The following is a 13,676-nucleotide window of genomic DNA, read 5'->3' as shown; positions in this document are numbered from 1 at the left end:
GGGCTAGGTTGCGCGCATGAGCAACGAGCCTGGGGGGCCGGCTCCGGTTCCCGACCCCTACGCCCCACCGGACCCCGCACCCACGTCCGCCGAGCCGCCCAGCGGGTACGGGGCCGTGCCGCCGAGCGGGTACGAGGCCGTCCGCACACCCGTCAGCGAGACCACGCAGCCCCTCCCCTACGGCGAGACCCCCGCGGCCGCGTCCCCGTACGGGGCACCCGCGTCGACCCCGTACGGCCAGCAGCCCGGCACCGCCGACCCCGCGCCCGCGTACGGCGCGCCGCAGTACGGAGCGCCTCAGTACGGAGCGCCCGCGCCCCAGTACGGGGCACCGCAGTACGGAGCGCCCGCGCCGCAGTACGGAGCACCGCAGTACGGAGCGCCCCAGTTCGGAGCACCGCCCTACGGCGCCCAGCCGTACGGGTACGGGCAGCAGTACGTCACGCCGCCCACCGAGGGCATGGCGATCGCGTCGTTCGTCACCAGCACCGTCGGGCTGCTCTTCCTGGGCGGCCTGTCCGGTCCGGTCGGGCTCGGGCTGGGCATCGCCGCGCTCCGGCGCATCGCGGTCAACGGCAAGGCGGGTCGCGGGTGGGCCATCGCGGGCATCGTCATCGGCGCGGTCGGCATCCTGTGGCTGCTCGCGATCATCGCGTACATCGTGTTCATCGTCGCGCTCATCGGCAGCTCCGCCGGCTCGTCCGGCTTCTGGGACCAGGTCCAGGAGGGTATCGAGGAGGGCAGCGAGCAGGGCACCGGCGACGGCAGCACGGACACGGACTCCCAGCTGCCCGACTACACGCTGCGCACCGACCTCACCGCCGGCTCGTGCCTCACCACGTACTCGTGGGAGTACGACATGGCCGACACCGAGCCCGTCGACTGCGCCGTCCCGCACGAGGCCGAGGTGGTCGGGCTGATCACGATGACCGCGCCGGTGAGCCTGGACAGCGCCGACGAGTTCGACTCGGCGTACAACGACGCCTGGGACGAGTGCGACCAGCTGACCGAGGGCCTCCTGCCCGACTACTTCTCGAACGGCAGCATCGAGCTGTACTACCCGCACCCCGACGACTTCGCCGCCGGCTCGACGTCCGCCTACTGCGTGTACTACGGCGACGAGGCAGGCATGACGGGGTCGGCCACCGCGGGCACCCTCCAGCCGGCCGCAGCGGGGACGTCCTCCTGAGCGGTCCCGTCGAGCAGTACGCCTACCCGGAGCCGCACTACGCCCCCGGGTGGACACCCCCGCGTCCGCGGCTGGAACCGTCGGCCGTCTGGTCGCTGGTCGCGGGCCTGGTCGGGCTCGGGCCGGTCGCACTCGTGCTCGCGATCATCGCGCTCCGCCGGATCGCGTCGCGACGCACGCGCGGGCGCGGCCTCGCGATCGCGGGGGCGGTCCTCGGCGTCCTCGGCACGGTGGCCCTGGCGGTCGGGGTGACCGCCGTGGTGCTCACCGCGCTGGGCACGCGCCCGCTGCCGGCCGACGTGCCCGCGGCCCGCGACGCCCGGGCGCAGCAGCTGGTCACCGGCAACTGCCTCGCGTCGCTCCCGGCGGACGGCCCGGTCGGCTCGGTCCGCGTGGTCCCCTGTGCGGAGCCGCACGAGGCCCAGGTGGTCACCGAGTACTCGTTCGCGGCGAACGCCGTCTGGCCCGGGCAGCAGGCGGCGGACGCCCGGGTCGCTCGCGCGTGCGTGCTGGACGACGCCGAGATCGAGGCCGGGGTGCGGACGGTGACGTGGTCGCCGACCGAGCGTTCCTGGGCGGACGGCGACCGGGTCGGGCTGTGCCTGGCGGTCGTCGACGGCGGCGGCGTGACGGGCTCGTTCCTCGACGGTTCGGCCGAGGTCCCCTGACAGACTCTTACCACGTGGTAAGAATTGGGGTAGGGTGGCGGGCAACGAACCCCAACGAGGAGGTACCCCGCGATGACGCAGGTCTTCGACGTCGAACGCGTCCTGGCTCAGCTGACCCTGGAGGAGAAGGCGTCGCTGACGTCCGGCTCCGACTTCTGGCACACGCAGGGCGTCGAGCGCGCAGGCGTCCCCGCGGTCATGGTCACCGACGGCCCGCACGGCCTGCGCAAGCAGCCCGAGGAGGCCGACCACCTCGGGCTGGGGAACTCCGTCCCGGCCACGTGCTTCCCCACCGCGGCCGCCCTGGGCTCGTCGTGGGACGTCGAGCTGGTCACCCGCGTCGGCGAGGCGCTCGGCCGCGAGACCCGCGCCAACGACGTGGCCGTGCTGCTGGGCCCCGGCGTGAACATCAAGCGGACCCCGCTGTGCGGTCGCAACTTCGAGTACGTCTCGGAGGACCCGGTGGTCGCCGGCGAGCTGGGCACCGCGATCGTCCGCGGCATCCAGAGCCAAGGCGTCGGCACGTCGCTCAAGCACTTCGCGGCCAACAACCAGGAGTCGGACCGCATGCGCGTGTCCGCCGAGGTCGACGAGCGCACCCTGCGCGAGGTCTACCTGCCGGCCTTCGAGCGCGTGGTGAAGAACGCCCAGCCGTGGACCGTGATGTGCGCGTACAACAAGGTCAACGGCACGTACGCGTCCGAGAACCACTGGCTGCTCACCGAGATCCTGCGCGACGAGTGGGCGTTCGAGGGGCTCGTGGTGTCCGACTGGGGCGCCGTGCACGACCGCGTCCCGGCGCTCGCCGCCGGCCTGGATCTCCAGATGCCCGCCGCCGGCCCCCGTCCCGACGAGGAGGTCGTGGCCGCCGTGCGCGACGGCTCGCTGGACGAGGCCGTGCTCGACGTGGCCGCGCGCCGGGTGCTCGACCTGATCGCCAGGTCGCTGCCCGGGATCGAGGCGGACGACTCGTTCGACGTCGACGCCCACCACGAGCTGGCCCGCGAGGCGGCGGCCGCCGGGTCCGTGCTGCTGAAGAACGACGGCGGACTGCTGCCCCTGGCCTCGACCGAGGGCGTCGCGGTGATCGGCGAGTTCGCCCGCACCCCCCGCTACCAGGGCGCCGGCTCGTCGCAGGTCAACCCGACGCGGCTCGACTCGCCCCTGGACGCGCTGCGGGCGGTCGGCGAGCTCGAGTTCGCCCCGGGCTTCACCATCGCGGGCGGCCCGGACGGTGACGACGCGGCCCTGCTCGCCGGAGCGGTGGAGGTGGCGCGCGGCGCGGAGACCGTCGTGGCGTTCCTCGGCCTGCCGGGTCCCGACGAGTCCGAGGGCTACGACCGCCCCCGCCTCGGGCTCCCCGACAACCAGGTGGCCGTCCTGCGCGCGGTCGCGGAGGTCAACCCGCGGGTCGTCGTCGTGCTGGCCAACGGGTCCGCGGTGAGCGTGACCGACTGGCGCGACCTCGCCCCGGCGATCCTGGAGACCTGGCTCGGCGGGCAGGCGGGCGGCTCGGCCGTCGCGGACCTGCTGCTCGGCGTCCGCTCCCCGTCCGGCAAGCTCACCGAGACGATCCCCCACCGCATCGAGGACACCCCCGCGTTCGGCAACTTCCCCGGCGAGGCAGGCGTCGTCCGCTACGGCGAGGGCGTGCTGGTGGGCTACCGCTGGTACGACACCCGCGCGGTGGACGTCGCCTACGCGTTCGGTCACGGGCTGTCGTACACGACGTTCGACTACTCCGACGTGACGGCGACCGCCGACGGCACCGACGTCACCGTGACCGCCACGATCACCAACACCGGGTCCGTGGCCGGCGCCGAGGTGGTCCAGGTGTACGTCCGCGACCCCGAGGCCGCCGTCCTGCGTCCGACGCGCGAGCTCAAGGCGTTCGCCAAGGTCGCGCTCGATCCGGGCGAGTCCCGCGCGGTGGCGTTCACCCTGGGCGCCCGCGACCTGTCGTACTGGCACCCCGGCCTGCACCGCTGGGTGGTCGAGGGCGGCGAGTTCGTCGTCGAGGTCGGCGCGTCGTCGCGTGACCTGCGCGGCTCGGTGTCGCTGGAGATCGAGGGCGAGCCGCTCTGGGGCGAGCTCACGCCGATGTCCACGATCGAGGAGTGGCTGGCGCACCCGGTCGGCGGTCCGCTGCTGTCTGCTGCGCTGGTACCGCCGGCCGACCTGGGCCCGCTCGACGAGACGATGCAGGCGATGATCCAGCAGATGCCGGCCAAGGTGATCGCCGACTTCGGCCTCTCGGGCTTCGACCGCGAGACGCTGGACACGCTGGTGGCCAAGGTCGCCGCCGGCTGACCGCTCGAGATCGGCACTCTGCGACGAGCGCGGCAGTCGGGACTGCCGCGCTCGTCGCGGACTGCCGCTCTCGTCGCTCGGGGTCGACCTGGGACACTCGTGCGATGGACCTGGACGCGGTGCTCGCACGGTTGGACGCCGCCGGAGTCTGGCTGGACCCTGGGCTGAGCGCCGACGAGGTCGCCGACGTCGAGCGGCGGTTCGGGTTCACGTTCTGCGCCGACCACCGCGCGCTGCTGACGCTCGCCGTCCCGGTCGGCGACCGCTGGCCGGACTGGCTCGACGAGGACGAGTCGTCCCTGCGCGAGCAGCTGGCCTGGCCGGTCGACGGGGTCGTCGTCGACGTCGTCGAGAACGACTTCTGGCCGGCATCGTGGGGTCCGCGTCCGGTCGACGAGCGCGAGTCGGCGGCCCGCACGCACCTCGCCGCGGTCCCGACGATGATCCCCGTGTACTCCCACCGGTACCTGCCGGGCGCTCCCGCGGCGCCGGGAACGCCGGTCTTCTCGATTTACCAGACGGACGTCATCCACTACGGCTCCGACCTCGCGGACTACCTGGAGCGCGAGCTCCTCGGCCGGTCGTCGCCGGTCCCACTCCCGGACGCGACGCTCCGGGTCCCGTTCTGGTCGGACCTGGTGGACGGCGTCGACCCGGCCGACCTCTGACGAGCCACCCCGCAGGCGCCGAGTTCGTGAGTTCGCGTCGAGTTCGGGCGTTGCAGCTCACGAAGTCGACGCGAACTCACGAACTCGCGTAGCTCAGTCGGTCAGGAGCGCCGCGAACTGGGCGCGCAGGGCGGCCGCCATGTCGGGACGGTCGTCGGGGGTGTCGGCGGCGAGCAACCACTGGATCTGCATGCCGTCCATCACCGCGACGGCGAGCCGGGCGGCGGTGTGCGGGTCGATGCCCGGTCGCAGCCGACCCTCGTCGCGGCGACGCTCGAACTCGGCCGTCGTCAACTCGACGACCGTGCGGTAGCGCTCCTGGAAGAACGCGTGCCCCGGGTGCTCGGGCGAGGTGGCCTCCGCGGACAGGGTCGCGAACAGCTCGACGATCCCGGGGCGGGCCGCGTTGCGCTCGATGAGCAGCGCGAGGGCCTCGAAGTAGTCGTGCCCCGCGTCGAGGTCGGCCTGGAACGCCGCCTCGTCCACCTCGTCGCGACGCGCGAGGACCGCCGCGAGCAGCACGGCCTTGCTGGAGAAGTGGTGCAGCAGGCCCGGGTGGGAGATGCCGACGCGCGAGGCCACCTCGCGCAAGGAGGCCGTGTGGTAGCCGACCTCGCCGAACAGCAGCATCGCCGCGTCGAGGATCTCCTCGCGGGTGGCGCGGCCCTTGGCATAGCCGGCGGAGCGCGCGGTCGAGACAGGAGCCTGCGTCGTCATGGCGCCAGGATGTCACGCAGACGCCAATTCCGACCAGATGGTAAGAGGCCACTTCCACCAATCCCGACCACGTGGTAACTTCCTGCTTACCATGTGGTCGGGATTCAAAGACGGTCCGGCCCGCTGTCAGACACAGGAGTCGACATGGCCCTCTCGCAGCCCCAGGCCCCGCTCACGAGCGCGGCGCCCCCGGCACCGAGCACGACCGCACGCGAGCCGCGGAGCTACCTGCCCGCCCTCAGCTTCGCCAACCTGGGCGTCTACGTCGCCCTGCTGACGCCGGTGATGGTGTCCATGGCGTTCAAGATCGACCACCTCGTCGGCGCCGAAGCGGCACCGGCCACCCTCGGCATGGTCATGGGCATCGGCGCGCTGTTTGCCCTGATCTGCAACCCGCTGGCCGGTCGCCTGTCGGACCGCACCACCAGCCGGCTCGGCATGCGTCGGCCGTGGATCATCGGCGGCGCGCTCGTCGGCACCGCGGCCCTCGTGGTCGTCGGCACCGCCCAGTCGGTCGCGCTCGTGCTGGTCGGCTGGTGCGTGGCCCAGGCCGGGTTCAACGCCGTGCTCGCCGCCGCCAACGCGACCATTCCGGACCAGGTGCCCGTCGAGCGCCGCGGCAAGGTGTCCGGCCTGGTCGGCATGGCGCTGCCGCTGGCCATCCTGCTCGGCAGCGTGATCGTCAACCGGATCTCCGCCGACGCCACCCGGTTCCTGGTCCCGGCCGCCCTCGGCCTGCTCTTCTCGCTCCTGCTCGCCGCCGTGCTGCGCGACCGACGGCTGCACGAGGCGCCCGCACAGAGGTTCACCGCCGGGCAGTTCTTCGGCTCGTTCGTCTTCAACCCCCGCAAGCACCCCGACTTCGGCTGGACCTGGCTGACCAAGTTCATGGTGATGTTCGGCTACGCGGGCATCGCGACGTTCCTGCCGTACTACCTGATCGGCCGGTTCGAGCTGTCCGAGCAGGACGCCACGGGCGTCATCCTCACGGCGACGTTCGCCTCGGTGATCGGCATGGTGATCTCCAGCCCCATCGGCGGCATCCTGTCCGACCGGTTCGGCAAGCGCCGCCCGTTCGTCGCAACCGCCGGGGCGATCATGGCGGTCGGCCTGGTGGTGCTCGCGTTCGCGCCGTCGATTGCGATGGTCGTCGTCGGGCAGGCCATCATCGGGCTCGGCGCCGGCGCCTTCTTCTCCGTCGACATCGCGCTGGCCACGCAGGTGCTGCCCAGCAAGGACGACACCGCCAAGGACCTCGGCGTGCTCAACATCGCCAACGCCCTGCCGCAGTCGCTCGCCCCCGCGATGGCCCCGGCGATCCTCGCCGTCGGCGCCCACCTGCCGATCGGGCAGTACCCCACCTGGTACCTGTTCGGCGCGCTCGTCGCGCTGGCCGGCGCCGCGCTGGTCTACAAGATCAAGGGCGTCCGCTGATGCGCGAGTACGAGGACCCGACGCGCCCCGTCGACGAGCGCGTCGACGACCTGCTCGGGCGGATGACGCTCGAGGAGAAGGCCGGCCAGCTGTTCCAGCACATGATCACCAGCGGTCCGCTGGACGAGAGCGACGCGGTGTTCGGCCTGCCGTCCGCCAAGGAGTACGTCCTCGGCAAGCACATGACGCACTGGAACCTGCTGGGCGTCCCCGGCGACGCCCGCGAGATCGCCGAGTGGCACAACCGCCTCCAGGCGCTGTGCCACGAGACGCGGCTCGGCATCCCGGCGACGATCGCCACCGACCCCCGGCACGGGTTCACGGACAACCCCGGGACCGCCCTGCTCTCGGGCCCGTTCTCGCAGTGGCCGGAGACGCTCGGGCTGGCGGCGACGCGCGACGTGGCGCTCATGGAACAGCACGCGGACATCGCGCGCCAGGAGTACCTCGCGGTCGGTCTGCGCACCGCCCTGCACCCCCAGGTCGACCTGGCCACCGAACCCCGCTGGGCGCGAGCCAACGGCACGTTCGGCGAGGACGCGACCCTGACCGGGCAGATGGGAGCCGCGTACGTGCGCGGGTTCCAGGGTCCGGTGTTCGGCGCGGACAGCGTGTCGACGATGACCAAGCACTTCCCCGGCGGTGGGCCGCAGAAGGACGGCGAGGACCCGCACTTCGCCTACGGACGCGAGCAGGTGTACCCCGGCGGGCGGTTCGCCGAGCACCTCGAGCCGTTCAAGGCGCTCCTGGCAGCAGGGACGCGGCAGATGATGCCGTACTACGGCATGCCGGTCGGGCTGGAGGGCATCCCCGAGGTCGGGTTCGGCTTCAACAAGCCGGTGCTCGACCTGCTCCGGGACGACCTCGGCTTCGACGGGATCATCTGCACCGACTGGGGTCTGGTGACCGACGCCGAGGCGTTCGGGCAGCCGTTCCCCGCGCGGGCGTGGGGCGTCGAGCACCTGTCGGTCGAGGACCGCGTGGCGCTCATCCTCGACGCCGGCGGCGACCAGCTGGGCGGCGAGGCATGCCCGGAGGTCGTGGTGTCGCTCGTGCAGCAGGGCCGGATCACGCAGGAGCGCGTCGACGCCTCGGTGCGCCGGCTGCTCCGGGAGAAGTTCCTGCTGGGCCTGTTCGACGAGCGGCGGTACGTGGATGTCGACGCGGCGGCTGCGATCGTCGGTTCGGACGAGTTCCGCGCCGCCGGCGTCTCGGCCCAGGCCGCGGCGGTGACCGTCCTGACCAACGACGGCATCCTGCCTCTGGCCCCCGGCCTGCGGATCTACGCCGAGGGGTTCGAGGGCACCGTGCACGACCCGGCCGACGCCGACGTCGCGATCCTGCGGCTCCAGGCGCCCTACGAGCAGCGCGGTCCCGGGTTCGAGTCGTTCTTCCACGCCGGCTCACTGGACTTCCCGGCCGCCGAGATCGAGCGCGTCAACGCGATCAGCGCGCAGGTGCCGACCATCCTCGACGTCTACCTGGACCGGCCGGCGATCCTCACGCCGCTGGTGGAGGGGGCCGCGGCGGTCGTCGTGAACTTCGGCGCCGGGACCGGTCCGCTGCTGGACGCGCTCCGCGGGGCCGCGCGCGGGAGGCTCCCGTTCGACCTGCCCCGGTCGATGGCCGCCGTCGAGGCGTCCCGCGAGGACGTCCCGTTCGACACCGCCGACCCGCTCTTCCGGTTCGGCCACGGCCTCACCGTCTGAAGCCGCACTCGTGTGAAGACTTCGTCGCGTCCAGCGCAACGAAGTCTTCACACGAGGTCAGCCGACCCACTCCGGATGCGCACCGGTGCGGGCCGACGCAACCACCAGCCCCGAATCGCCTCGGTCGACGACGACCGTGTCCCCGTCCTTGATCTCGCCCGCGAGGATCTGCCGGGCCAGCCGGTCGCCGATCTCGCGCTGCACCAGCCGCCGCAGCGGACGGGCGCCGTAAGCGGGGTCGTAGCCCTCGATCGCCAGCCACTCGCGCGCGCTCGGCGAGACCTCGAGCGTGAGCCGGCGGTCCTTCAGACGGCGGCCCAGGGCGGCCACCTGGAGCTCCACGATGTGCCCGAGCTCCTCCAGCGACAGCGGGTCGAAGAGCACCACGTCGTCGAGCCGGTTGAGGAACTCCGGCTTGAACGCGGTCCGCACGGCGGACATGACCGCCTCGCGCTTCTGGTCGTCGGACAGCAGCGGGTCCACCAGGAACTGCGAGCCGAGGTTCGACGTGAGCACCAGGATCACGTTGCGGAAGTCGACCGTGCGCCCCTGGCCGTCGGTGAGGCGGCCGTCGTCGAGCACCTGGAGCAGCACGTCGAACACCTCGGGGTGCGCCTTCTCCACCTCGTCGAGCAGGACCACCGAGTACGGCCGGCGCCGGACGGCCTCCGTCAGCTGACCGCCCTCCTCGTAGCCGACGTACCCCGGAGGAGCGCCGACGAGTCGGGCCACCGAGTGCTTTTGCGAGTACTCGGACATGTCGATGCGGACCATGGCGCGCTCGTCGTCGAACAGGAAGTCCGCGAGCGCCTTGGCCAGCTCGGTCTTGCCGACGCCGGTGGGACCGAGGAACAGGAACGAGCCCGTGGGCCGGTCGGGGTCGGAGACGCCCGCGCGTGCACGCCGGACCGCGTCCGACACCGCGGCGACCGCAGGGCGCTGCCCGATCAGCCGCTCGCCGAGCACGTCCTCCATCCGCAGCAGCTTGGCCGTCTCGCCCTCCAGCAGCCGGCCGGCGGGGATGCCGGTCCACTGCGCGACCACCTCGGCGACCTCGTCGGGACCCACCTTCTCGGCAATCATCGGCGGCCCGTCGGGGGCGGCGTCGATCGAGGCCTCGTCGGCCTCGGCATCCGCGATCTGCTCCTGGAGCGCGGGCAGCTCGCCGTACTGGATGCGGGCTGCACCGGCCAGGTCGCCCTCGCGCAGCAGCCGCTCGGCGTCCGAGCGCAGCGAGTCCAGCCGGGCCTTGAGGTCGCCGACCAGGTTGTGCCCCGCCTTCTCCTTCTCCCACCGCGCGGTCAGGGACGCCAGGTCCTCGCGCCGGTCGGCCAGGTCCTTGCGCAGCCGCTCGAGGCGGTCCTTCGACGCGGGGTCGTCGGACTCGCTGAGCACGACCTCCTCCATCTCGAGCCGGGTCACCGCGCGCTGCAGCTCGTCGATCTCGATGGGCGACGAGTCGAGCTCCATGCGCAGGCGCGACGCGGCCTCGTCGACCAGGTCGATGGCCTTGTCGGGCAGCTGGCGGCCGGTGATGTACCGGTCGGACAGCGCGGCCGCCGCGACCAGGGCGGAGTCGGCGATGGTGACCTTGTGGTGCGCCTCGTACCGCTCCTTGAGCCCGCGCAGGATGGCCACGGTGTCCTCGACGGACGGCTCACCGACGAACACCTGCTGGAACCGCCGCTCGAGCGCCGGGTCCTTCTCGATGCGCTCGCGGTACTCGTCGAGCGTCGTCGCACCCACCAGGCGCAGCTCCCCGCGCGCGAGCATGGGCTTGAGCATGTTGCCCGCGTCCATGGCGCCCTCGGACCCGGCGCCCGCACCGACCACGGTGTGCAGCTCGTCGATGAACGTGACGACCTCGCCGTTCGACCCGGTGATCTCCGCCAGCACGGCCTTGAGCCGCTCCTCGAACTCGCCGCGGTACTTGGCGCCGGCCACCATCGCGGCCAGGTCGAGCGCCACCAGCTTCTTGCCGCGCAGCGACTCGGGCACGTCCCCGGCGACGATCCGCTGGGCAAGCCCCTCGACGACCGCGGTCTTGCCGACGCCGGGCTCCCCGATGAGCACGGGGTTGTTCTTGGTGCGCCGGGAGAGCACCTGCACGACGCGGCGGATCTCGGCGTCGCGGCCGATCACCGGGTCGAGCTTGCCGTCGCGGGCGCGCTGCGTGAGGTCCATGCCGTACTGCTCGAGCGCCTTGTAGGTGCCCTCCGGGTTGGGCGTCGTGACCCGCGCGGCGCCACGGACGGCGGGTAGCGCGGCGGCGAGCGCGTCGCGGGACGCACCCTGCGCGCGCAGCGCGTCGGCCACCCCGGACTGACCGGTGGCCAGGCCGAGCAGGAGGTGCTCGGTCGAGACGTAGTCGTCGCCGAGCGAGCGGGCCTCGGACGAGGCGGCCTCGAGCGCGGTCGACGTGGCGCGCGACGCCGTCGGCTGCGCGACGGTGGAGCCGCTGCTGGACGGCAGGTTCACCAGCATGCCGCGGACCGCGCGACCGAGCGCCCCGCGGTCGGCACCGACCGCGTCGAGCAGCCCGTTGGCCACGCCGCCCTCCTGCTGGAGGAGCGCGTTGAGCAGGTGCGCGGGCTCGAGCTGCGGGTTGCCGGCGGCCGACGCCTGCTGGATGGCGTCGCCCAGGGCCTCCTGGGACCGGGTGGTGAACTTGGCGTCCACGTGACCTCCTTGTGTGTCGAGTCTGCTCTTCGCAACCGCGGCCAGAGTTGAGTCTATTCCGCTCAAGTCTGCGAGCCACCCGGGACGACCGCGCGTGGCACGATCACGCCATGGACGATGACGTGCTCCCGGGCTGGACCGCGCAGACGCTGACCCTGCGCCCCGACGGCCGGACCCCTGACCCCGTCGCCACCCTGGTCCATCGCACCGGCTCACCCAGCCGGCGCGCCCTGCTCTACGTGCACGGGTTCGTCGACTACTTCTTCCAGACCCAGTTCGCCGACGCGATGGCCGCCCGCGGGTACGACGTCTATGCGCTCGACCTGCGCGACTACGGCCGGTCCATCCGCGACGGTCGGCCGCCCAACCACGTCACCGACCTGGGCGCGTTCGCCGAGGAGATCGACACCGCGATCCGGATCATCCGCGCCGACCACGACGAGGTCGTCCTGCTCGGCCACTCGATGGGCGGGCTCGTCACGTCCCTGTGGGCCGACTCCCGCCGCGGGGAGCACCTCATCGACGCGCTCGTGCTGAACAGCCCATGGCTCGACCTGCGCGGCTCCTGGTTCAAGCGCACGGTGGTCACGCGCGTGCTGGACGGCGTCGGGAAGGTCGCCCCCGACCTCGTCGTCGACGGGATCGGTCCGTACTACGGCCGAGCGCTGCACGAGGGCACCGGCGGCGAGTGGTCCTACGACCTCGCGTGGAAGCCGCTCGACGGGTTCCCCGCGCGCGCCGGGTTCGGCCGCACCGTGCGCCGCGGCCACGCGCGCGTCGCCCGCGGGCTGGACATCGACGTCCCCGTGCTGGTGCTGGCGTCCGACGCGTCCGGCCCGGACGACGTCTGGCACGACGCCCTGCTGACCACCGACTCGGTGCTGGACGTCGCGGACATGAAGCGCCTCGCCCCGAACCTCGGCCCGGACGTCACCTACGTCGAGGTCCCCGGCGGCACCCACGACCTGGCCCTGTCCCCCGCACCCGCCCGCGACACCTACGTCGCCGAGGTGCTCAGCTTCCTGGACGCGCGTCTGGGCTGACCGGGTCCAGCAGCGGCGGCCGGTTGGTGACCACCAGCCAGGCCGCGAGCGTGGCGAGCACCAACCCGACCAGCAGCGACACCTGCGGCACCACGGCGACCGCCATGAACAGGCTGAGCCAGCCGTTGCGCGTGGCCGCGACGACGATCCCGACCACGGCCGCCCCGACCGCGAGCGCCAGGGGCACGGCGTCCCACGCCGAGTGCACCGCGAACCCGAGCGCCACGCCGACGAACAGCGCCGGGAAGATGCGTCCGCCGCGGAACCCGGAGGTGGCGGCCACGAGCAGGGCGGCCAGCTTGATGCCGGCCATGGCCAGGAACCCGAGGGCGGTCGTCGTGGCGGCCAGCCCGGGCAGCTCCTGCATCTGCGACAGCCCCTTGAACAGGGTCACCTCTCCGCCGAGCGCGCCGAGCAGGCCCAGCAGCAGGCCCCCGGCCGTGAGCATGAGCACCGGGTGGCCGATCCGCTGGAACAGCCGGTGCATCGGCACGAACAGGTACACGGCGACGAGGCCCACCGCGGCGGCGCCGACGGCGATGGCGATCGCATAGCCCAGGTCCTCCAGCCCGCCGTAGGTGTACGCGGGGACCTGCACGGACAGGTCCAGGTCCTCCAGCTGCAGCATGGTGAGCGCCCCGGCGGTCGCCGCGACGAGCGGCGCGAACAGCCGGTCCCACAGTGGGATCCGACGGTCGCCCGCATCGAGCTCCGAGAGCAGCAGCGCGGCCGCGACGGGCGTGCCGAACATCGCGCCGATCGTGCCGGACACCGCGATGGCCAGCCACACGTTCGCCTTGACCTTCGGTAGGAAGCGCAGCCCGAGGGCGACCGCCAGTCCCACGTTGATCCCGATGATCGGGTTCTCCGGCCCGAGGCTCACGCCGCCCGCGAGCATGAGCACCAGGGCGAGCGCCAGCCCCGGCAGCACGCGCAGACCCAGCGGCGCGGCGACCAGCTCCTGTGTCGCCGGGTCCGGACCCGCGTGCCCCGGCACGTACCGGACGACGAGCCCGATGAGCAGCCCGGTCGCGGTGAGCACCCCGATGATCCAGAGCGCTGAGTTCCGGTCCACGCCGAGCGCCGCGCTGAGGTCGTCCCAGATCCAGCCCTCGAGCAGTCCGGCCAGCCGGCTGAGCGCGTAGAGCGTGAGCGCGCAGCCGATGCCGACGACCGCCGCGGGCACGGCGAGCCGCAGCAGGTCCAGGACGGGGACCCGGAACGGGTCCTGGTCCACAGGCTCCTGGTCGGTCGCCACG

The 13,676-nt window shown here is 72.7% G+C and carries 10 protein-coding genes; 7 read left to right on the top strand and 3 right to left on the bottom strand.

The features are described from left to right. Positions 1-16: 16 nt before the first annotated feature. The 4 genes from HP550_RS23210 (at position 17) to HP550_RS08635 (ending at position 4,835) form a co-directional block, all read left to right on the top strand. Positions 17-1,189, top strand: a complete 1,173-nt coding sequence (locus HP550_RS23210; protein ID WP_210767813.1) for a DUF4190 domain-containing protein — start codon at positions 17-19, stop codon at positions 1,187-1,189. A 71-nt stretch (positions 1,190-1,260) separates the two neighbouring features. Further along, on the top strand, positions 1,261-1,857 hold the full coding sequence (locus HP550_RS08645) for a DUF4190 domain-containing protein (protein ID WP_175347340.1): 597 nt from the start codon (positions 1,261-1,263) through the stop codon (positions 1,855-1,857). Between the two features lie 72 nt (positions 1,858-1,929). After that, the gene (locus HP550_RS08640) at positions 1,930-4,167 is read left to right on the top strand and encodes an aryl-beta-d-glycosidase (RefSeq protein WP_175347257.1); all 2,238 of its coding nucleotides are present in this window, start codon (positions 1,930-1,932) and stop codon (positions 4,165-4,167) included. Positions 4,168-4,271: 104 nt separating this feature from the next. Further along, on the top strand, positions 4,272-4,835 hold the full coding sequence (locus HP550_RS08635) for a hypothetical protein (protein WP_175347254.1): 564 nt from the start codon (positions 4,272-4,274) through the stop codon (positions 4,833-4,835). A 93-nt stretch (positions 4,836-4,928) separates the two neighbouring features. Here HP550_RS08635 and HP550_RS08630 read toward each other — a convergent pair whose 3' ends face one another. After that, positions 4,929-5,552, bottom strand: a complete 624-nt coding sequence (locus HP550_RS08630) for a TetR/AcrR family transcriptional regulator (protein ID WP_175347253.1) — start codon at positions 5,550-5,552, stop codon at positions 4,929-4,931. A 144-nt stretch (positions 5,553-5,696) separates the two neighbouring features. Between HP550_RS08630 and HP550_RS08625 the strand changes: the two genes are divergently transcribed. Further along, complete coding sequence (locus HP550_RS08625) at positions 5,697-6,986, top strand: MFS transporter (RefSeq protein ID WP_175347251.1); 1,290 nt, start codon at positions 5,697-5,699, stop codon at positions 6,984-6,986. Beyond that, positions 6,986-8,695, top strand: coding sequence for a glycoside hydrolase family 3 protein (locus HP550_RS08620; RefSeq protein WP_175347249.1), 1,710 nt, complete (start codon positions 6,986-6,988; stop codon positions 8,693-8,695). Before HP550_RS08625 ends, HP550_RS08620 begins: the two co-directional genes overlap by 1 nt. A 57-nt stretch (positions 8,696-8,752) precedes the next feature. Here the strand turns inward: HP550_RS08620 and clpB are convergent, their stop codons facing one another. Then, the gene (gene clpB / locus HP550_RS08615) at positions 8,753-11,374 is read right to left on the bottom strand and encodes an ATP-dependent chaperone ClpB (RefSeq protein WP_175347247.1); all 2,622 of its coding nucleotides are present in this window, start codon (positions 11,372-11,374) and stop codon (positions 8,753-8,755) included. Positions 11,375-11,484: 110 nt separating this feature from the next. On the opposite strand from clpB, the gene HP550_RS08610 reads away from it, so the two are divergent. Then, entirely contained in the window at positions 11,485-12,417 is a 933-nt protein-coding gene (locus tag HP550_RS08610; RefSeq protein WP_175347246.1) for an alpha/beta hydrolase, read from the top strand. Here HP550_RS08610 and HP550_RS08605 read toward each other — a convergent pair. Next, a complete protein-coding gene (locus HP550_RS08605) occupies positions 12,389-13,675 on the bottom strand; it encodes an ion channel protein (protein ID WP_343048063.1) in 1,287 nt (428 codons plus the stop codon). The genes HP550_RS08610 and HP550_RS08605 overlap by 29 nt on opposite strands. Position 13,676: the final 1 nt, after the last annotated feature.

Source organism: Cellulomonas humilata, assembly GCF_013359775.1.
Taxonomy (GTDB): domain Bacteria; phylum Actinomycetota; class Actinomycetes; order Actinomycetales; family Cellulomonadaceae; genus Cellulomonas; species Cellulomonas humilata.
This window is presented reverse-complemented; position numbering and strand designations above follow the sequence as displayed.